Below are 19,444 nucleotides of genomic sequence, written 5' to 3' on the forward strand. Positions count from 1 at the left end.
TTCGCCGTTCGCGATGACGGCGTGATTCAGCTGCACACCGAATTTGAAGGCGTGCCGCATGACAGCAACCTGATCGTGCGCGCAGCGAAAATGCTGCAAGAACAATCCGGCTGCGCACTCGGTATCGACATCTGGATTGATAAAGTGCTGCCCATGGGTGGCGGCATTGGTGGCGGCAGCTCGAACGCGGCGACTACTTTGCTCGGCCTGAATCATTTGTGGCAACTGGGCTGGGATGAAGATCGCCTGGCCTCGCTGGGTCTATCGCTAGGTGCTGACGTTCCGGTTTTCGTCCGCGGCCATGCGGCTTTTGCCGAAGGCGTGGGCGAGAAACTCACCCCGGTCGATCCCGAAGAACCGTGGTATCTGGTCCTCGTACCGCAAGTCTCTGTAAGTACGGCAGAAATTTTTTCAGATCCATTGTTGACACGTAACACGCCGCCCATTAAAGTGCGCCCCGTTCCCGAGGGAAACAGTCGAAATGACTGCTTGCCGGTGGTTGCAAGGCGTTATCCAGAAGTACGTAACGCGTTGGATTTGTTAGGTAAATTTACCGAAGCAAAGCTCACCGGAACTGGAAGTTGTGTGTTTGGGGGCTTCCCAAGCAAAGCTGAAGCTGATAAAGTCTCGGCCCTTCTGACAGAGACCCTTACAGGGTTTGTAGCGAAAGGAAGCAACGTTTCGATGTTGCATCGCAAGCTGCAAAGTCTGCTCTAAAGGAACCAAGTGCTCGGCACTTGATGCAACAGATACAGGGGCGTCGCCAAGCGGTAAGGCAGCAGGTTTTGATCCTGCCATGCGTTGGTTCGAATCCAGCCGCCCCTGCCATTTTCTATACTCATCCAGGTTACCCTCAGCCTCTAGGTACTGCGCGTGTCCAAGATGATGGTCTTTACGGGGAATGCTAACCCCGATCTGGCTCGGCGTGTCGTACGTCAGCTGCATATCCCTCTCGGTGACATTTCTGTCGGTAAGTTCTCCGACGGCGAAATTACTGCCGAGATCAATGAAAACGTCCGCGGTAAAGATGTCTTCATTATTCAGCCGACTTGCGCTCCGACCAACGATAACCTGATGGAACTGGTAGTGATGGCTGATGCCTTCCGCCGCTCCTCGGCTACTCGTATCACTGCTGTTATTCCTTATTTTGGTTATGCCCGTCAGGATCGCCGTCCGCGTTCCGCACGTGTGGCTATCAGCGCGAAAGTCGTCGCTGACATGCTTACCGTAGTCGGCATCGACCGTGTTCTCACGGTTGATCTGCATGCTGACCAGATTCAGGGTTTCTTCGATATTCCGGTAGATAACATCTACGGCTCCCCGGTATTGGTGGATGACATTGAAGATCAGCGCTTCGAAAACCTGATGATTGTGTCCCCGGACATTGGTGGCGTCGTGCGTGCACGTGCTGTTGCCAAGTCGCTGGGCGTGGATCTCGGGATCATCGACAAACGCCGTGAGAAAGCTAATCACTCTGAAGTGATGCATATCATCGGTGATGTCGAAGGGCGTACCTGCATTCTGGTCGATGACATGGTCGATACCGCCGGCACTCTGTGCCACGCGGCAAAGGCCCTGAAAGAGCATGGCGCAGCCAAGGTCTTTGCCTACTGCACACACCCTGTGCTGTCGGGTCGGGCCATCGAGAATATCGAAAATTCCGTGCTGGACGAGCTGGTGGTGACTAACACCATTCCGCTGTCCGCTGCAGCACAAGCCTGTGCACGTATCCGTCAACTGGATATCGCACCGGTTGTTGCCGAAGCGGTTCGCCGCATCAGCAATGAAGAATCGATCAGTGCGATGTTCCGTTAAGGGCCCTGCCCTTCTCGAAATGTCTCGTTGACGAAAAGCGCCCCGCCCCGGCATTCCTGTCGGGGCGGGGCTTTTTTGCCCATACCGTGTTCGGCGCTGGTCGCAAACGCCACTCGGTCATGGCTATTTTGGAGATACAAAATGAACGATTTTACTCTGAATGCTGAAGTGCGTTCCGACCTGGGGAAAGGTGCGAGCCGCCGCCTGCGTCGTCTCGCCGCTCTGGTTCCAGCTGTTGTTTACGGTGGCGAAAAAGCCCCTGAATCCATCAGCATGCTGGCCAAAGAAGTTGCCAAACTGCTCGAAAACGATGCTGCCTACAGCCACGTTATCGAACTGAACGTTGGCGGCAAAAAGCAGAACGTCATCATCAAAGCTCTGCAACGTCACCCGTCCAAGGGTCACGTTCTGCACGCTGACTTCGTACGCGTTGTAGCTGGTCAGAAACTGACCGCTATCGTGCCTGTGCACTTTGTTGGTGAAGAAGCTCCGATCAAGAAAGGCGGCGAGATCTCGCACGTCCTGAACGAAATCGAAGTAACTTGCCTGCCGAAAGATCTGCCTGAGTTCATCGAAGTCGACCTGTCGGCTCTGGAAATCGGCGCAATCGTCCACCTGTCCGACCTCAAAGCCCCTAAAGGCGTTGAGTTCGTTGCACTGGCTCACGGTGACGACAAAGCTGTTGCAAACGTACACGCTCCACGCGTTGCTCCAGAAGAAGACGCTGCTGAAGAAGGCGCTGCAGAGTAATTTCACTCTGTTCGCCGGAGTGACCGGTAACATCGCGGACTAGTACGTAGCGAGAAAGCGGGCGAGAACGCGGAGTTTACATCCATGGTAAATGAGCATTTTTCGTCCACTTTCGCCGCTTCTCCTGATTGCGGCGATGTTATCCACCACTCCAAGGAAGGGCCCCTATCGTGACTGCCATCAAACTGATCGTTGGCCTGGGAAATCCAGGCGCCGAATACGACCAGACCCGGCATAACGCAGGGGCCCTTTTTGTTGAGCGCATCGCGAACGCACAAGGCGTTAACCTTGTGGCGGATCGCAAATATTTCGGCCTGACCGGGCGCTATTCGCATCAGGGTCAGGATGTTCGTCTGCTGATTCCCACCACCTACATGAACCGCAGCGGCCAGGCCGTGGCGGCACTCGCCGGTTTCTTCCGCATCAAGCCTGAAGAAATTCTGGTGGCACACGACGAACTCGATCTGCCTCCGGGCGTCGCCAAGCTCAAGCAGGGTGGCGGCCATGGCGGTCACAACGGGTTGCGCGACATCATTGCGCAACTGGGTAATCAGAATACGTTCTACCGTCTGCGGCTTGGCATTGGCCACCCGGGCGTCGCCAGTATGGTTTCAAATTTCGTCCTGGGTCGTGCGCCACGCGCCGAACAGGAAAAACTCGATGCCAGCATCGACTTTGCCCTCGGCGTGCTGCCGGATATCCTCGCCGGTGAATGGAACCGCGCGATGAAAAACCTGCACAGCCAGAAGGCCTGACTCTTATCCGAGGGGAAACACCATGGGATTCAATTGCGGCATCGTCGGCCTGCCTAACGTCGGCAAGTCCACCCTGTTCAACGCCCTGACCAAATCCGGTATCGCGGCCGAGAACTTCCCCTTCTGCACGATCGAGCCGAACAGCGGTATCGTGCCGATGCCGGATCCGCGTCTGGAAGCCTTGGCGGCCATCGTCAATCCGAAGCGCATCCTGCCGACCACCATGGAATTCGTCGACATCGCAGGCCTCGTTGCCGGCGCCTCGAAAGGTGAAGGCCTGGGCAACAAGTTCCTCGCCAACATCCGCGAAACCGACGCGATCGCCCACGTCGTGCGCTGCTTCGAAGACGAAAACGTGATCCACGTTTCCAACAGCGTCGACCCGAAGCGCGACATCGAAATCATCGACCTGGAACTGATCTTCGCCGACCTCGACAGCTGCGAGAAGCAACTGCAGAAAGTCGCGCGTAACGCCAAGGGCGGTGACAAGGATGCCGTGGTTCAAAAAGCATTGCTTGAGCAACTGATCGCTCACTTCACCCTCGGCAAGCCTGCACGGACCCTGATGAAGAGCATGGGTGCCGACGACAAGGCGGTGATTCGTGGCTTCCACCTGCTGACCACCAAACCGGTCATGTACATTGCCAACGTCGCTGAAGACGGTTTCGAGAACAACCCGCACCTGGACGTGGTTCGCGCCATCGCCGAAGAAGAAGGCGCCATGGTCGTTCCAGTCTGCAACAAGATCGAAGCGGAAATCGCCGAGCTTGATGACGGCGAAGAGAAAGACATGTTCCTCGAGGCCCTGGGCCTGGAAGAGCCTGGCCTGAACCGCGTAATCCGCGCTGGCTACGAAATGCTGCACCTGCAGACCTACTTCACCGCCGGTGTCGAAGAAGTCCGCGCCTGGACCGTCAAAGTCGGTGCCACCGCACCACAAGCTGCTGGCGTGATCCACACCGACTTCGAGAAAGGCTTCATCCGCGCCGAAGTCATCGCCTACAACGACTTCATCCAGTACAAGGGCGAAGCCGGTGCCAAGGAAGCCGGCAAATGGCGCCTGGAAGGCAAGGACTACATTGTTAAAGACGGCGACGTGATGCACTTCCGTTTCAACGTGTAAGACTCCCCGCTCAAGAAGAAGCCGCGTTCAATACGCGGCTTTTTTGTACCTGTCAGATTATTCTAAGATCGCAGCCTCCGGCAGCTCCTGGAGGGTGTACACCTCACATCAGTAGGAGCTGCCGAAGGCTGCGATCTTCTGATCTTCAGGCCTTTTTGGTGCGTGGCAAGAAGATCGCCAGTACGCCAAACAGTGGCAAGAACGAGCACAGGAAATACACGTACTCAATCCCGTGCACATCCGCCAGATGCCCCAGCAACGCCGCGCCAATCCCGCCAAAACCAAACATCAAGCCAAAGAATATCCCGGCGATCATCCCGACATTGCCCGGAACCAGCTCCTGGGCGTACACCACAATGGCCGAGAATGCCGACGCCAGGATGAAACCGATCACCACGCTCAAGACGCTGGTCCAGAACAGGTCAACGTGAGGCAACAGCAGGGTGAAAGGCGCAACACCAAGGATCGAAAACCAGATGACGGCCTTGCGCCCAATCTTGTCGCCGATCGGGCCGCCGAAGAACGTACCGGCTGCGACCGCCCCCAGGAACAGAAACAGATGCAGTTGCGAACTGGCCACCGAGAGGTCGAATTTCTCGATCAGGTAGAAGGTGTAGTAACTGGTGAGGCTGGACATGTAGAAGTACTTGGAGAACACCAGCAGCCCCAGCACAACCAGTGCGCTGGTCACCCTCCCCTTCGACAGACCGTGGGTTGCCGCCTGCCCTTGCTTGAGCTTGAACAGGTTCAGGTGATTGGCGTACCAGCGGCTGATGCGGTGCAGCACAAACAGCGCAAACACCGCGAACAAGCCGAACCACGCCACGTTGCCCTGGCCGAACGGAATAATGATCGCTGCCGCGAGCAACGGGCCGAATGCGGAACCGGCGTTACCGCCGACCTGAAAGGTCGATTGCGCCAGACCAAAACGTCCGCCCGAGGCCAGTCGCGCGATGCGTGATGCCTCGGGGTGAAAGGTCGAGGAACCGATACCGATCAGCGCCGCCGCCAACAGAATCATTGGAAAGCTACCGACCACCGACATCATCACGATGCCAATCAAGGTGCATACGCTCCCGGCCGGTAGCAGCCACGGCTTGGGATGACGGTCTGTGTGATAGCCGACCCATGGTTGCAATAGCGAAGCGGTCAGTTGAAAGGTCAGGGTAATCAGGCCGACCTGGGTAAACGTCAGGCCGTAATTGGCCTTGAGCATCGGATAGATCGACGGCAAGACCGACTGGATCAGGTCGTTGATCAAATGGGCCAGCGCCACGGCGCCGATGATGCGCATGACCAAAGGGCTGCTTTGTGAAGTCGCTGATGCCGGCGCGGCGCCGGTCTGGGCATTGCTGATAGCCATGAGAGTTTCCGCACAACGGGTGGGTGCAAACGGACAGGAGCGTCAATGTGCCATTTTTCAGTGCATCAGCGCCATCCCCTTAGCCTGCTAACGACATTTACGAACGCTTTCCATACAGGTAATAGCGCATCGCCATGGTCTGAATCTTGCGTTACCACTTCCTTTAAACGCGGCCCCTTACAAAGGGGACCGAGAATGGGAAGTTTCGCTACGCAGTCGGCCTACAGAGCGGACGAGGGTGAACTTTCGAGGCCTTTAAAGGGGCACCAGTCGCGGCCAAAACGGCCTCGACGCACGCCAATGGTGCGTGGTGCCCAGGGGAGTCACGGGGCATGCAGGCATTTTTATCACCGGGCATTGGCTTGCTGGGGCGCTTTGGCTTCGCACGCAAGTTTCAACTGTTGTTTTTGCTGTTCATTCTGCCGCTGGCGGGCAGCCTGTGGATGATCGGGCAGGATTACCGCAGCAAGCTGAATCTGATTTCCGAGGAGCGTGCCGGGGTTCGGCAACTGCTGTCACTGGATGCGCTCGACAATCTGCTCGCAGCCCAACGGGATCGCGCCGCGCGCTGGCGAGCCACGGAAACCAATCGTCAACCCACGCCCGCCACGCTCGCCGCCATGGCTGCGTTTGACGAGGCTCAGCCAGCCATCGCCAAAGCGGCTGTGGAGCTGGGTAATACCCTCGCTGCCGAAGGTGCCCGGGATGAAACACTCGCGCGCTACCAGGCCCTGCAGGCCGCCCTTGAGGGCCTGGATTCAAAAAGCCTCGGCAGCATCGGTTGGTGGCCTGACGGTTACGATCGCTTCACCGGTGCCTTGAGCGCCCTTCAAGCCCTGCGCGAGCAAATTGCCATGGACAACCGGCTGACCCTCGCGCCATGGCTGGAAACCTATTTGCTGACGCAGATCTCCACTCAGCACGTGCCGGACCTGATCGAACGGGTCGGACGTCTGGCCAGCATCGGTCAGGCCTCAGTGGTGTCTGGGCAATTCACCTTGCAAAGCCGCTTGCAGCTACGAGACCTGCGCAGTCGTATCGGCGACGCCCGGGAGCAGCTTGTGAAAACCGCAGGCTTGCTGGAATCACGCCTGCCCAGCGACTTGCAAACCTGGTCAGGGCGCTACCAGGAAAGCCTCAAGCACCTGGATGCCGAGCTGAAAGTTCTCGATGACGGCGTATTCGGCGGTAGCATCAAGCTCAAGCACGAAGACTTTGAACGTGGTCTGGACGCCTTGCTGGTCGACCTCGCCTCCCTGCGCCAACAATCCCTGGGCTCACTGGATCAGCGCCTGGATAACTACCATGGCTCGGCGATGCGCCAGGTCATCGGTGTGGCGACGATTTTTGGGGCCTGCTGCTGGCGGCGCTGTATCTGTTCACCTGCCTGCAAACGTCCATCCGGCGTAGCGCCAGCGGTATTACAGTGCTGGCCGAAGCGCTGCGCGATGGCAACCTCAGCCTGCAGGTGCCGGTACAGGGTCGCGACGAGCTGGCAGCTATCAGCACCGCGCTAAACGTCGCGGTGGTGCAGTTGCGCAACAGCATGCTGGGGGTGGATCACGAGACCCTGCAATTGAGCAACGCCGTACGCGCGCTCAACCAGCATTCCAGCGGCGCATTGGGCGAAGTCGAGGCACAACAACTGCAGATCAGCCAGATCGCCGCAGCGGCCACCCAACTGGCCGCCACGTCCCAAGGCGTGGCCCAGAGCTGCGAACACGCCTCGGGCAGCGCCCAGCACACGCGGCGCATTGCTGCCGACAGCAGTCGCGACAGCCAGCGCACCACGGCAAGTATCCAGCAGCTCAACCAGCGTTTGAACGAGACAGCGGCGGCACTCGGCCGGGTGAGCGAACAGGGCCAGCAGATTCAGCTGGTAGTGGACACCATTCGCGGAGTGGCCGAGCAGACTAACCTCCTGGCCCTTAACGCCGCCATCGAGGCTGCCCGCGCGGGCGATCAGGGCCGCGGCTTCGCCGTGGTGGCTGACGAAGTGCGCAGCTTGTCGAAACGCACGCAGTCCTCTACCGCGCAGATAGCCCAGACCGTTGATAGCCTGCGACAAACGGTGGATGAAGCGGTGAGCCTGATGGAAGCGGCCTGCAGCCAGGCACAGAACGATGCGCAGTCGGTCACCGGGCTGGGCGAACGACTCGGGGAAATTGCCAGCGCAGTGCAAGGCGTCACCGATACCCTGGCGCACATTGCGACAGCGGTAGAGGAACAGGCCAGCACCGCCGATGAGGTCAGCGGCAACATCCAGCAGGTTGATCAGGCGGCGGTGCGGCTGCTGGAAGGAGCCCGCGCCGTAAACCTTGCGGCGCACACCTTGAGCCAAGGCAGCAAGGCATTGAGCGCCAATACCGGGAGGTTTCAGCTCGGCTGACAGCGCCCACCGCCGCGTTTTATAGCACCGGGTGGTTAAACGGTTGAAAGCGTAGAAAAAATTTTTAAATTTACGCTTGACGCTTTTCCATTTCAGGGGAATAATGCGCGCCACTTGGCTACATAGCTCAGTTGGTTAGAGCATAGCATTCATAATGCTGGGGTCCGGGGTTCAAGTCCCTGTGTAGCCACCAAGTACTAAAAACGGCTTACCGAAAGGTAGGCCGTTTTTTTATGCCTGTGAAAAAGTGCCTGTCTGCTGCATGGGTTTGCGTCACAGGGAACCGGCCGATAAAGTCCCGGGATCTTTTCCCACGGACGGAGTACCCAACGTGTCCCCTGCTTCCCACTTGAGTCGCTATCGCCTTTCGGCGCTGTCGCTGGTTGCCACGGCGCTGATGCTGGTCGCCTGCAACGCCCCGCCGACTTCCACGCTGCCCGTTGCGCCGGAAAATGCCTCGGGTTATCGCAGTGACCTGCAGACCCGCTACGCCAGCAAACACATGGCCGCAGCAGCGAATCCGCTGGCCGCCGAGGCCGGTCGGGAGATGCTGCGCCAAGGTGGTTCGGCCATCGACGCGGCGATTGCGATGCAGGCGGTGCTGACCCTGGTCGAGCCACAGTCTTCAGGCATCGGCGGTGGCGCGTTGATTGTATTGTGGGATGGCAAGGCCGTGCGTACTTATGACGGTCGCGAAACCGCCCCGGCCGGTGCCAGCGAAAAACTGTTCCTGCAAGCCGACGGCAAACCGATGCCGTTCACCCAGGCGCAGATTGGCGGTCGTTCTGTGGGTACACCGGGCGTGCTACGAGCGCTCGAACTGGCGCATCAGAAACACGGACGCCTGCCTTGGGCGAAGGTGTTTGAGCCCGCCATCAAGCTCGCGGAACAAGGCTTTGCGATTTCCCCGGCTGCATCAACTGATCGCTGCGGACTCCTCCATGCGGCACTCGCCGGACATGATGGCCTATTTCCTGAATGCCGACGGCAGCCCCAAAGCAGCGGGTACGCTGCTGAAGAATCTGCCGCTGGCAGCAGTATTCAAACGTATCGCCAAGGAAGGTCCGGATGCGTTGTACAAAGGCGCCGTCGCCGAGGAAATCGTGGCCAAGGTACAAGGGCATGCGAACCCGGGGAGCTTGTCGCTGAATGATCTGCAAGGCTATCAAGCCAAGGAGCGCGAGCCGCTGTGCACCGACTACAAGCGCTGGCAGGTGTGCGGGATGCCACCACCATCATCGGGAGGCATCGCGATCGCGCAGATCCTCGGCACACTCGAAGCCCTGGAAACCCGCGAGCCGCGCTTGGCCCTGGCGCCGATGAAACCCCGTGAAAGCTCCGCTCCAGCGGGCATCGAACCCACCCCTGAAGCCGTGCACCTGATTTCCGAGGCCGAGCGCCTGGCCTACGCCGATCGTGCGCAATACGTCGCCGATGCCGACTTCGTGCCAGTGCCGGTTCAGGGTCTGCTGGACCCGCTATATCTGGCAAGCCGTGCCGCGCTGATTGGCGAGCGCAGCATGGGCACAGCCGAACCTGGCACGCCGCCGGGCATCCAGGTGGCCTACGCGCCTGACCGTTCGCCGCTGCGCATATCCACCTCGCAAGTGGTCGCGGTCGACGACCAGGGTGGTGCAGTCTCCATGACCACCACCGTGGAATCCGCCTTCGGCTCTCACCTGATGGTGCAAGGCTTCCTGCTCAACAACCAGATGACCGACTTCTCGTTCATCCCGGAAGAGAACGGCCAGAAAGTCGCCAACCGCGTCGAACCCGGCAAACGTCCGCGCTCGTCGATGGCGCCGACGCTGATCTTCGACCGCAACAGCGGAGAATTCCTCGCCAGCGTCGGCTCACCGGGCGGCTCGCAAATCATCGAATACGTGGCGAAAACCACCATCGGCCTGCTCGACTGGAACCTCGACCCACAAAGCGCCATCAACCTGCCGAACTTCGGTAGCCGCAATGGTCCGACGGAACTGGAGCGGGGGCAGTTCAGCCCGGCACTGATCCAGGCGCTGAAGGACAAGGGCCACAGCGTGAACGAGATTGATATGACGAGCGGCACTCAGGCGATTGTTCGGGTCAAGGATGCACAGGGGAAAACGTCGTTGGCAGGCGGTGCTGATCCGCGACGCGAGGGGGAAGCGCTGGGGGATTGAGCGGTTTGCAGTGATGAGAAAGGGCTTACCGGCTGGTAGGCCCTTTTTATGGGAAGTGATTTGGAAACTGCAGGAGCTATTTGGCATACCTGCACAAAGCTTGATCAAACCAGTGCAGCAGGCTTGATCCGCTTATCAGGGCCGTTTAACTGACACCGCATTAAATTCCGGTGGCTGTTGACCCGATTCAAACCGACAGAATCTTCCCATCCACAGGATCACCGATCTTCAGGAAATGCCCACCAGCCACGTGGTGCAGGGTGCGTAGGGCGTCCTGGCCTTCGAAATGCCAGCGCCCGTCGCTGAACACGCGTTCATCGGCTTGGGCGGCGATGACTTCGGCGAGGAACAGGTCGTACTGTTCGTGGTTGCGCGGCTCCGGCAGCAAACGGCATTCGAGCCAGGCGACGCAACCGTCGAGCAATGGCGCTTCGACTTGCTCACCGCTGAAGGTTTGCAGGGCATAGGCCTGGAACTTGTCCTGGCCCGGCGCCCGGGAGATTTCCAGCCCGGATGTAGAACCGACGGTCTGGACGATGTCGGCCTGGGCGGCGCAAGGCACGTTCAGCACGAAGGTCCCCGAAGCTTCCAGCAGGTGTCGGGTCCAGGTGGATTTATCCAGCACCACGGCAATTTTCGGCGGCTCGAAATCCAGTGGCATAGCCCAGGCCGCCGCCATGATGTTGCGCTGGCCATCGTGGGCGGCGCTGACCAGTACGGTCGGCCCGTGATTGAGCAGGCGATACGCCTTGTTCAAGGGTACGGGCCGGCGATGGGAAGCGTGCATGCTGTCTGCTCCTGGAGAAAACGCCGATTGTAGCGGCATACGTCTGGGTCCTGCTTAGCTTGCCAGTTGATTGGCGAACTGTCCGACCGCGTCGACCACCTTCTGCGCGCCGTCCTGGATCTCGCCAATGACCGAGCCCGCCTCCGCTGCCAGCGCCAGCCCCTGCTCAGCCTGAAGCTTGCCCTCGGTCATCAGGGTCACCGCGTGGCGCGCCATGTCCTGGTTCTGGCGGACCACGCCAACGATTTCTTCGGTCGCCTGGCTGGTGCGCGACGCCAGTTGCCGCACTTCATCAGCCACCACTGCAAAGCCGCGACCCTGCTCGCCGGCACGGGCGGCTTCGATGGCCGCGTTGAGCGCCAGCAGGTTGGTTTGCTCGGCAATCCCACTGATGGTTTTGACGATGGTACCGATGACCAGCGACTGCTCGTTCAGCGCTTCGATGCCTTCACCAGCGGTTTGCATGTGCCTGGCCAGGTCGCGCATTACGCCGACGGCCTGGGTGACCACGGCATTGCCACGCTGCGCGCTTTCGTCGGTCTGCCGGGAGGTGCTGTAGGCAATATTGGCCGCCTCGGCGACCGCTTGCTCGCGATTGACCTGATCCGTGATCACCGTGGCGAATTTCACCACTTTGTACAGTTTGTTGTTGGCGTCGACCACCGGGTTGTAGGACGCCTCCAGCCACACCGTACGACCATGGCTGTCGACCCGTTTGAAGCGGCCGGCGACAAACTCGCCGCTGTTCAAACGACGCCAGAAGTTCTGATACTCGGCGCTGTTGTATTCCTGCGCCTCGCAAAACAGTCGGTGATGTTTGCCCTTGATCTGCGCCAGGCTGTAGCCCATACCGCTGAGAAAGCGGTCATTGGCCGTCAGTACGTTGCCATTGAGGTCAAACTCGATCACCGCCGTCGAGCGCACCAGGGCGCCGATCAGGTTCTCATGCTCCCGGGACGCTTCGATGGTACGGGTCAGGTCGCTGGAAAAATCGAGAAGTGCCTGATGCGGCCATCCGCCGAGCGAATGGGCTGCATGATCGAGCGCAGCCACGCCTCCTCGCCATTGCCGCGCAACAGGCGCACGGTGCCGGCGAAGTGCTCGCCACGCTGGAGCGCAGCCTTGAAGCGGCGATGGAATTCGTCGGATTTGACGTGCACCGGAACGATATCTTCGATGTGTCGACTACTCAGGTCCTGTCCCTTGTAGAGCATTTCATCGATAAAGTTCTGGTTGACCGATTGAATCCGCCCCTCGGGATCCAGGGTCAGGACCAGCATCTCGCTTTCCAGGCTGTCCTTCACTTGCTGAAGGCTGGAGAGTTCTTCACGAAGAGCCGACAGCTCTTGCTTCAAGCGTTTATTGAACATGGAATGCACCGATGGACAGGGTAGAAAAACGACATGCAGCCTACCCATCGGCCTTGTACATATTTTCTGAAGAGCGGTGCCGTGTCGTCCTGTAAAAATAGTTCAACGGCCTCCCTCGATTACACGGTACCCGTCGCAGGGCAGCTGCCGACCCTCGGCATCCGCGAACCGAAGTATGCCGCGCTGATGATGCCCACAGCGCCCATCACCGCGCAGAACATCACGCAGATCCATGGGCTCCACGGCATCAGACCGATCAGCAACAACGGTGTGATGCTCGCCCACGCCGCATAGGCAATGTTGTAGGTAAAGGAGATGCCTGACACACGAATGCGTGCTGGGAACAGCCCGACCATCACCGACGGCACCGCGCCTACGACACCACACGCCAGACCGGCCACCGCGTAGGCCAGACCGAGCCAATGACCGCCCGAGATCAGACAGCCGTAAAGCACTGCGATGCCCAACGGCAGCAGCAGGCTATAGAGCATGACCGTGCGCCACGCGCCGATGCGGTCGACCAGTAGCCCGGCGAGCACGCAGCCGATATTGAGGAAGACGATGCCCAATGCGTTCAGGGCGAAGGTGTGGCTGGCGGTCATGCCGAAGGTTTTCTGCATCATGGTCGGGGTGATCACCACGAACACCACCACTGCCGAAGTCAGCACGCAGGTCAGCAGCATGGCCGGCCACATCGCCAGTCGATGCTCGCGCAGCACCGTGCGCAGCGGCAGTTCGACCCGCGCCTCGCGCCTGGCCTGCATTGCCATGAACACCGGGGTTTCACTGAGCCAGCGGCGCAACCAGACGCCAATCACGCCGAACAGACCGCCCAGCAGGAAGGGATAACGCCAGGCGTAATCGAGGATTTCTGCCGGGGTGAACATCTGTGCCAGGAACGTCGCCGCCAGCGCGCCTATCAGGTAGCCGAAGGTCAGGCCCGCCTGCAGGAATCCCAAGGCATAACCGCGATGCCCGGCCGGCGCGTGCTCGGCGACAAACACCCAGGCGCTCGGCACTTCGCCGCCAACTGCCGCGCCCTGCAGGATGCGCAGTGCCAGCAGCAGCAAGGGCGCGAAATAACCGATCTGCGCATAGGTCGGCATGATCCCGATCAGCAGGCACGGCAGCGCCATCATCAGGATGCTCAGGCTGAAGACTTTCTTGCGCCCGAGTTTGTCGGCGAAATGCGCCATCAGGATTCCGCCCAGTGGCCGTGCCAGATAGCCGGTGACGAAGATGCCGAAGCTTTGCAGCAGACGCAGCCACTCGGGCATTTCTGGCGGGAAGAACAGCTGGCTGAGGGTCAGGGCGAAGAACACGAAGATGATGAAATCGTAGATCTCCAGCGCCCCGCCAAGGGCCGCAAGGCCGAGGGTCTTGTAGTCGGAGCGGCTGAACGGCGCAGGTTTGGCCGTGGGTTGGGCAGTCATGGCAAAGAACTCTGGATCAGGCAAAAACCAAGGCGCCCATGGTCTACGCAAACGGGCTGGTGGACAACCCGTTAGACCAAAGTCCCAAAGCGGTAAAAGTTGGTCACAAAAAATACAGCGTTTGATTTACTGTTGGCACCTGCCCAGACGGGCCCACGAGGCCCTGCAGACCCACAATAACCATAAAAATCCGAGGTATTCCTGTGGCCGTTGATATCGAAGATAGCCGCTCTGCGCGCTTTGCCCTGCGCTGTTCAAGTTTTGCCGAACGCTGGTTTCCCGATTCCTGGGTGTTCGCCGCGTTGGCCGTCATCATCGTGGCACTGGCCACGCTGGCCATGGGCGCCAAACCCACCGACGCCGCGATGGCCTTCGGTGACGGCTTCTGGAGCCTGATCCCGTTCACCATGCAAATGGCCTTCGTGGTGATTGGCGGCTACGTGGTCGCCAGCTCGCCACCCGCCGTCAAACTGATTGATCGCCTGGCACGCATCCCGAAAAACGGCCGCTCCGCCGTGGCCTGGGTCGCGCTGATCTCGATGGTCGCCTCGTTGCTCAACTGGGGACTTTCGCTGGTCTTCGGCGGTTTGCTGGTACGCGCCCTCGCCCGCCGCACCGATCTGAAAATGGATTACCGCGCTGCTGGCGCCGCCGCTTATCTGGGCCTCGGCGCAGTCTGGGCGCTGGGCCTGTCGTCGTCGGCCGCGCAGTTGCAGGCCAACCCCGCCAGCCTGCCGCCATCGATTCTGTCGATCACCGGGGTGATTCCGTTCACCGAAACGATTTTCCTCTGGCAGTCCGGCGTCATGCTGCTGGCGCTGATCGTGGTTTCGATCATCATCGCCTACGCCACCGCGCCCGGCCCGAACTCGGCGCGCGACGCCAAGGCCTGCGGCATCGACCCGGCCTTCAACCTGCCGCCGCTGCAACCGCGCACCCGGCCGGGCGAATGGCTGGAACACAGTCCGCTGCTGATCATCGTGCTGGTGTTGCTGGCAGCGGGTTGGCTGTTCCACGAGTTTTCTACCAAACCGGCGATCACCGCGATTTCCGGGCTCAACACCTACAACTTCCTGTTCATCATGCTCGGTGCGCTGCTGCACTGGCGTCCGCGCAGTTTTCTTGATGCGGTGGCCCGTGCAGTGCCGACCACCACCGGCGTGCTGATTCAATTCCCGTTGTACGGCTCGATTGCCGCGCTGATGACCACCGTCAAAGGCGCCGATGCGCAAACCCTCGCGCATCACATCTCGACGTTTTTCGTCAGCATCGCTTCCCACGACACTTATGCGCTGCTGATGGGTGTGTATTCGGCGATTCTCGGTTTCTTCATCCCGTCGGGTGGCGGCAAGTGGATCATCGAAGCGCCGTATGTGATGCAGGTCGCCAACGATCTGCAATACCACCTCGGCTGGGCGGTGCAGATCTACAACGCCGCCGAAGCGCTGCCGAACCTGATCAACCCGTTCTACATGCTGCCGCTGCTCGGTGTGCTTGGGCTGAAAGCGCGGGACTTGATCGGTTTCTCGTTCGTGCAGTTGCTGGTGCACACGCCGCTGGTGCTGTTGCTGCTGTGGGCGCTGGGCACGACGCTGACCTACACGCCGCCCGTGATGCCATAAATGTCGCTGGATGCACCTGTTCGAGCAGGTGCATCCAGATTTGTTCGGTGGATTGTTCCTACCTCGCGGTTCGCCATCTCCTGACACCAATACAGGCCGCAGCTGACACCGCAAGCGCGATGGCTGCAGTAAACTTCGACAATTGCGCAATCACAGGCTTAAAAGGATCTGAGCATGTTCAAACGCACAGCACTTGCCCTCGCGGCCCTCACCCTGAGTGCCGCCGCCCATGCCGATGTCGATCTGAAACTGGGCAGCACTGAACGCGTCACGCGTCTGTTCGCCTACCCCAACAACTGCGGCGTCGTGTGCTTTCGCAACTGGACGCTGGAGCAAACCGTCGAGCACTACCTGGGCCAAAGCGTGCAGCGCGATGGCTACGCCACGGCAAAGGTGCGGGTCAAAACCGATAACGATCAGCTTTACGCGCAAATCACCGGGGTGCCTGCCGGTTATCACCAACCACTGCAAGCCCTGCTCGACGCCGGAGACCTGGCCTGGTCCGGCGCAAACAGACTGAACGCTGACGGCAAGTGGGCGTACAACTGGTCACTGTTCCTGCCTTTGGGCATGGCGCTGAACAATCGTAAAAGTATCGAGCTGTTGCACTTTCCGCCGGACTATTCGCTGACCCAGGCCCAGGATTACCTGCGCTCGGCCACCACCGATCGTTGGGCCACGCTGCTAACCGCCAATGGCATCCCAGCCGCGCAAACACCCGCTTACCAGACCATCATCGACATTGCCCCGATTGCCGCACCCGCGACTGCGGGCAAGGACCTGGAGGGCGTTTACAATTATTTCACCGACTATCAGACCACCATGGTCAGGGAGCTCAGCCGCACTGCCAGCGGCGCGGCATTACCCATGATCGCGTTTGGCGCGCCGGTGCGCAGCTGGGTCAAGGCGCAATACGGCCCCACCGTCAGCGTGTTGGGGCTGGCGACGATCAGCCCAAATGCCGGGGTCAAAGTACCCGTGTTGGGCGCCAATCACCCGAGCTACATCTGGTACGCGGCCAATCCAGCCGCCTACTCCGGCAAGGATGCCCAGGCCCAGGCTGACGCGGCAGGCCTTAAGGTGATGGGCCAGGATTTGAGCGCTGCGTGTTGGCAGGCCGGCATGGGCAGCGCTCCCGGCAGGGATCCGGCGACGCAATTGAAGAGCTGTACCCAGACCTGGCAAGTCACTCGCACGGAAAAACCTGCGAACTGTTCTATACCTCGATTCGCAACCTGCCCCCGGCCCAGGCCGTCGCCAAATGTGCATCGGCACCGATCAGGTCCCAGCTCAGCCAGCTGAAAACTTCGGCGACCACGGTTGGACCGGGCCAGGGACTGTAGACACGAAAAGCGCTACAGCGGACGCAGACGGTACTGTGGTGGCAACTGCTCGAAGCCGCTGATGGTTGCGTTCAGGCTTTTCCAGCGACCGTCCTTGATGCCGTAGATGCAACCGTGAATCGACAGTTTCTGTCCACGATGCCAGGCATTTTGCACAATGCTGGTGTGGCCGACGTTGGCCACTTGCTGGATCACGTTCAGCTCGCAGAGGCGGTCCACCTGCTCCTCTTCAGTTGGCAACTGCGCCAGCTCTTCGCGTTTTTCGTAATAGAGGTCGCGAATCGAGCGCAGCCAGCCATCGATCAGGCCCAGCTGGCGGTCCTGCATCGACGCTCGTACGCCGCCGCAACCATAGTGGCCGGTCACCAGGATGTGCTTGACCTTGAGCACGTCCACCGCGTACTGAATCACCGACAGGCAGTTGAGATCGGTGTGCAACACCACGTTGGCGACGTTGCGGTGCACGAACAGATCGCCCGGCAGCATGCCAACGATCTCGTTGGCCGGCACACGCGCATCGGAACAGCCGATCCACAGGTACTCAGGCGTTTGCTGGCGCGCCAGTTTGGCGAAGAAATCCGGGTCTTCCTTGGTGATCGCGTCAGCCCAACGCTCGTTGTTATCAATCAGGTCTTGTAAGTCATGCATGCTGTAAGGCCTCAAGAAAGATGCGCAACTGTGACAGACGGCCGTCCGTCGGGGTCACGCCAGAATCGCAAGTGATTTCGTTGGAATTCTCGTGTGCCCGGTGAGTCCACCTTAGTAAGGCCCACAGTATGAGGATTTGCCATGACTGATTCACGACGCCCTTACGATGCGGTGCAACCGGAGCCCATCGATGATAACGAAGACCGCATGGGTTCGGTGCATGAGCTGGATTTCGATGAAGACGAACCCAGCGCGAAGATTGGTGATGAACTGCCCGAGCGTGAGCGCGAACAACTAATGCCTGACGAGCGCGTGCGTGAAGCGGGCTTCACGGGTGCGTCGACCGCTGATCACGAAGCGACCGACGATGATATGAGCCCGGAAACCTTGATCCATGAGGACGGTGCACGGGATGCCGAAGAGGCTGGTGAAGGCAATCAGGCCGATTGGGATTTGAGCATTGTCGATGAGGATGACATCGGCGGCGGTAATGGGCTGGATGAGGCAGAGCTGGCGCAGCGTGATCCGCTGGATGGTAACCGCTGATCTGCGTTGCCTGACAGGATGCTTTCGCGAGCAGGCTCGCTCCCACAGTTTTTTGGATTGATCACAAAATTTGTATGCGAATCAAATCCAGTGTGGGAGCGAGCCTGCTCGCGAAGCTTTTAAAGGCAATCAGTCAACCAGGGTGCAGGCCATGACCACGGCGTCTTCGCGCCCGCCGACAGCCGGATAGTAGTCACGACGTCGCCCAATCTCGTTGAAGCCATAACGCTCATACAAGCGGAACGCCGAGCGATTGCTGTCGCGCACTTCCAGGAAACACTCTCGAGCCTCTGCCGCATACGCCCGCGACATCAAATGCTCAAGCAATGTCAGCCCCAGCCCACGCCCCTGATTCTCCGGTTTGACGGTGATGTTGAGCAGGTGCGCCTCATCAAGAATGATCTGCACCACGCCGTGACCCACCTGTTGCTGACCTTCGAACATCAACCAGATCTGATATTTGCCCAGGCCATCGAGAAAAATTCCGCGCGTCCACGGATGACTGTACGCGGCGAATTCAATCTTCAGCACAGCGTCGAGGTCCGCCTCGATCATCGGGCGAAACGTTACAGCGTCACTCATTGATATCTTTCCAGCGCGCCATCAGCCGACGCATGGCTTGCCACACAGCGGCTTTGCGCTGTGGCTCTTCCATTAACAATTCCAGACCGGGAATGGCCCAGGCCGAGCCCAGACCTTCGATCTGCAATTCACGATTGAACGCTTCAGCATCCGCTTCACCGGCGAAACGTATCGCCGGCAGACCGATCAGCCATACGCAGACGCACGGCGCATCTTCCAGCCGGGCCGAGAGGAAACCCTGGACGAAGTCGCGCGCCGCTTCCGGGCCCTGATCCATGGTGCCGCGATTAAGCCAGGGCCAGCGTACGGGGTCGCCGACTATCTGCGGCGCCTCCGGCAGACCGGCGGCGCGCAGCATATCCTTGAGCAGCAGATAAGCGGGGTCGCGCGACTGGAACGGTTCGCCTGTGGGTAACTCGACCAGCAGCAGGCAGCGACCGGCGCGCAGCAACTGCAGGGCGAAACGCGGCGGCGGCACTACTGGTGGCTTGGCCACGACTGGCGCGGCCACTTCTTCGACTTTTGCATCCGTGCGGGTGCTGGCCAGCGAAGGCCGAGGCACCTCGATCTTCACCCGCTCGGCGGGCTTGGCCTGCGGCTGCACGGGCGCCTCAGCCACAGTGGCCGTTGCTATCGGAGCGACCACCACGGGTTGCGGTGTCTCCAGCAGCTCGGGCCGCGACGGCGCGGCGAAGGGCAATTCGGTGCGCGGCAGCCAGTTGACCACCTGCATGGCGGTCAAATAAGCGCGGCGAC

At 59.9% G+C, this 19,444-nt stretch carries 16 protein-coding genes, 2 tRNA genes and 3 pseudogenes; 12 read left to right on the forward strand and 9 right to left on the reverse strand.

Translation table 11 applies throughout. The annotated features are described in order from the left end of the window. The 6 genes from ispE to ychF all read left to right on the forward strand — a co-directional run. Nucleotides 1-717, forward strand: a 717-nt coding sequence (gene ispE / locus JFT80_RS09655) for a 4-(cytidine 5'-diphospho)-2-C-methyl-D-erythritol kinase (RefSeq protein WP_201147699.1), incomplete at its 5' end; no start/stop codon positions are given. 36 nt (nucleotides 718-753) lie between these two features. Next, a tRNA-Gln gene (locus JFT80_RS09660) sits at nucleotides 754-828 on the forward strand. Nucleotides 829-873: 45 nt separating this feature from the next. After that, nucleotides 874-1,815, forward strand: a complete 942-nt coding sequence (locus JFT80_RS09665; RefSeq protein WP_003171603.1) for a ribose-phosphate pyrophosphokinase — start codon at nucleotides 874-876, stop codon at nucleotides 1,813-1,815. 141 nt (nucleotides 1,816-1,956) lie between these two features. Further along, nucleotides 1,957-2,565 (forward strand): 50S ribosomal protein L25/general stress protein Ctc, encoded by a 609-nt coding sequence (locus JFT80_RS09670; protein WP_201147700.1) that lies wholly within the window; start codon nucleotides 1,957-1,959, stop codon nucleotides 2,563-2,565. 170 nt (nucleotides 2,566-2,735) lie between these two features. Then, the gene (pth, locus tag JFT80_RS09675; protein WP_201147701.1) at nucleotides 2,736-3,320 is read left to right on the forward strand and encodes an aminoacyl-tRNA hydrolase; all 585 of its coding nucleotides are present in this window, start codon (nucleotides 2,736-2,738) and stop codon (nucleotides 3,318-3,320) included. A 22-nt stretch (nucleotides 3,321-3,342) separates the two neighbouring features. Beyond that, a complete protein-coding gene (gene ychF, locus JFT80_RS09680; RefSeq protein WP_201147702.1) occupies nucleotides 3,343-4,443 on the forward strand; it encodes a redox-regulated ATPase YchF in 1,101 nt (366 codons plus the stop codon). A gap of 145 nt (nucleotides 4,444-4,588) precedes the next feature. Here the strand turns inward: ychF and JFT80_RS09685 are convergent, their stop codons facing one another. Further along, complete coding sequence (locus JFT80_RS09685) at nucleotides 4,589-5,806, reverse strand: MFS transporter (protein WP_201147703.1); 1,218 nt, start codon at nucleotides 5,804-5,806, stop codon at nucleotides 4,589-4,591. 1,546 nt (nucleotides 5,807-7,352) lie between these two features. On the opposite strand from JFT80_RS09685, the gene JFT80_RS25435 reads away from it, so the two are divergent. The 3 genes and pseudogenes from JFT80_RS25435 to ggt all read left to right on the forward strand — a co-directional run bounded on the left by JFT80_RS25435 (nucleotide 7,353) and on the right by ggt (nucleotide 10,357). Further along, nucleotides 7,353-8,195, forward strand: coding sequence for a methyl-accepting chemotaxis protein (locus JFT80_RS25435; RefSeq protein WP_374091340.1), 843 nt, complete (start codon nucleotides 7,353-7,355; stop codon nucleotides 8,193-8,195). Nucleotides 8,196-8,311: 116 nt separating this feature from the next. Further along, a tRNA-Met gene (locus tag JFT80_RS09695) sits at nucleotides 8,312-8,388 on the forward strand. A gap of 138 nt (nucleotides 8,389-8,526) precedes the next feature. After that, nucleotides 8,527-10,357: pseudogene (gene ggt, locus JFT80_RS09700) on the forward strand (gamma-glutamyltransferase). Nucleotides 10,358-10,544: 187 nt separating this feature from the next. Here ggt and JFT80_RS09705 read toward each other — a convergent pair. From JFT80_RS09705 to JFT80_RS09715, 5 genes and pseudogenes are all read right to left on the reverse strand, one after another. Then, nucleotides 10,545-11,144, reverse strand: a complete 600-nt coding sequence (locus JFT80_RS09705) for a flavin reductase family protein (RefSeq protein WP_201147704.1) — start codon at nucleotides 11,142-11,144, stop codon at nucleotides 10,545-10,547. 54 nt (nucleotides 11,145-11,198) lie between these two features. Further along, nucleotides 11,199-11,807 carry a methyl-accepting chemotaxis protein gene (locus JFT80_RS25440; protein WP_374091341.1) on the reverse strand — a complete coding sequence of 203 codons (609 nt, stop codon included), beginning with the start codon at nucleotides 11,805-11,807 and terminating at the stop codon, nucleotides 11,199-11,201. Beyond that, nucleotides 11,787-12,197: pseudogene (locus JFT80_RS25445) on the reverse strand (PAS domain S-box protein); the annotation flags it as partial. The gene JFT80_RS25440 and the pseudogene JFT80_RS25445, both read right to left, overlap by 21 nt. Further along, nucleotides 12,119-12,514 carry a PAS domain-containing protein gene (locus JFT80_RS25450; RefSeq protein ID WP_242482866.1) on the reverse strand — a complete coding sequence of 132 codons (396 nt, stop codon included), beginning with the start codon at nucleotides 12,512-12,514 and terminating at the stop codon, nucleotides 12,119-12,121. The pseudogene JFT80_RS25445 and the gene JFT80_RS25450, both read right to left, overlap by 79 nt. A gap of 119 nt (nucleotides 12,515-12,633) precedes the next feature. Beyond that, entirely contained in the window at nucleotides 12,634-13,947 is a 1,314-nt protein-coding gene (locus tag JFT80_RS09715) for an MFS transporter (protein WP_201147705.1), read from the reverse strand. Between the two features lie 203 nt (nucleotides 13,948-14,150). Between JFT80_RS09715 and JFT80_RS09720 the strand changes: the two genes are divergently transcribed. After that, nucleotides 14,151-15,569: a short-chain fatty acid transporter gene (locus JFT80_RS09720; protein WP_201147706.1), complete on the forward strand. Its 1,419-nt coding sequence runs from the start codon at nucleotides 14,151-14,153 to the stop codon at nucleotides 15,567-15,569. Between the two features lie 174 nt (nucleotides 15,570-15,743). Next, nucleotides 15,744-16,912: pseudogene (locus JFT80_RS09725) on the forward strand (hypothetical protein). 12 nt (nucleotides 16,913-16,924) lie between these two features. On the opposite strand, the gene can reads toward JFT80_RS09725, so the two are convergent. Continuing rightward, on the reverse strand, nucleotides 16,925-17,560 hold the full coding sequence (can, locus tag JFT80_RS09730; RefSeq protein WP_201147707.1) for a carbonate dehydratase: 636 nt from the start codon (nucleotides 17,558-17,560) through the stop codon (nucleotides 16,925-16,927). 141 nt (nucleotides 17,561-17,701) lie between these two features. Between can and JFT80_RS09735 the strand changes: the two genes are divergently transcribed. Then, a complete protein-coding gene (locus JFT80_RS09735; protein ID WP_201147708.1) occupies nucleotides 17,702-18,106 on the forward strand; it encodes a serine kinase/phosphatase in 405 nt (134 codons plus the stop codon). Between the two features lie 129 nt (nucleotides 18,107-18,235). Here the strand turns inward: JFT80_RS09735 and rimI are convergent, their stop codons facing one another. Beyond that, on the reverse strand, nucleotides 18,236-18,688 hold the full coding sequence (rimI, locus tag JFT80_RS09740) for a ribosomal protein S18-alanine N-acetyltransferase (protein WP_201147709.1): 453 nt from the start codon (nucleotides 18,686-18,688) through the stop codon (nucleotides 18,236-18,238). Next, on the reverse strand, nucleotides 18,681-19,421 hold the full coding sequence (locus tag JFT80_RS09745; protein ID WP_201147714.1) for an energy transducer TonB: 741 nt from the start codon (nucleotides 19,419-19,421) through the stop codon (nucleotides 18,681-18,683). The genes rimI and JFT80_RS09745 overlap by 8 nt, the downstream gene beginning before the upstream one ends. Nucleotides 19,422-19,444: the final 23 nt, after the last annotated feature.

It is taken from the genome of Pseudomonas sp. TH10 (assembly GCF_016651255.1).
Lineage (GTDB): Bacteria > Pseudomonadota > Gammaproteobacteria > Pseudomonadales > Pseudomonadaceae > Aquipseudomonas.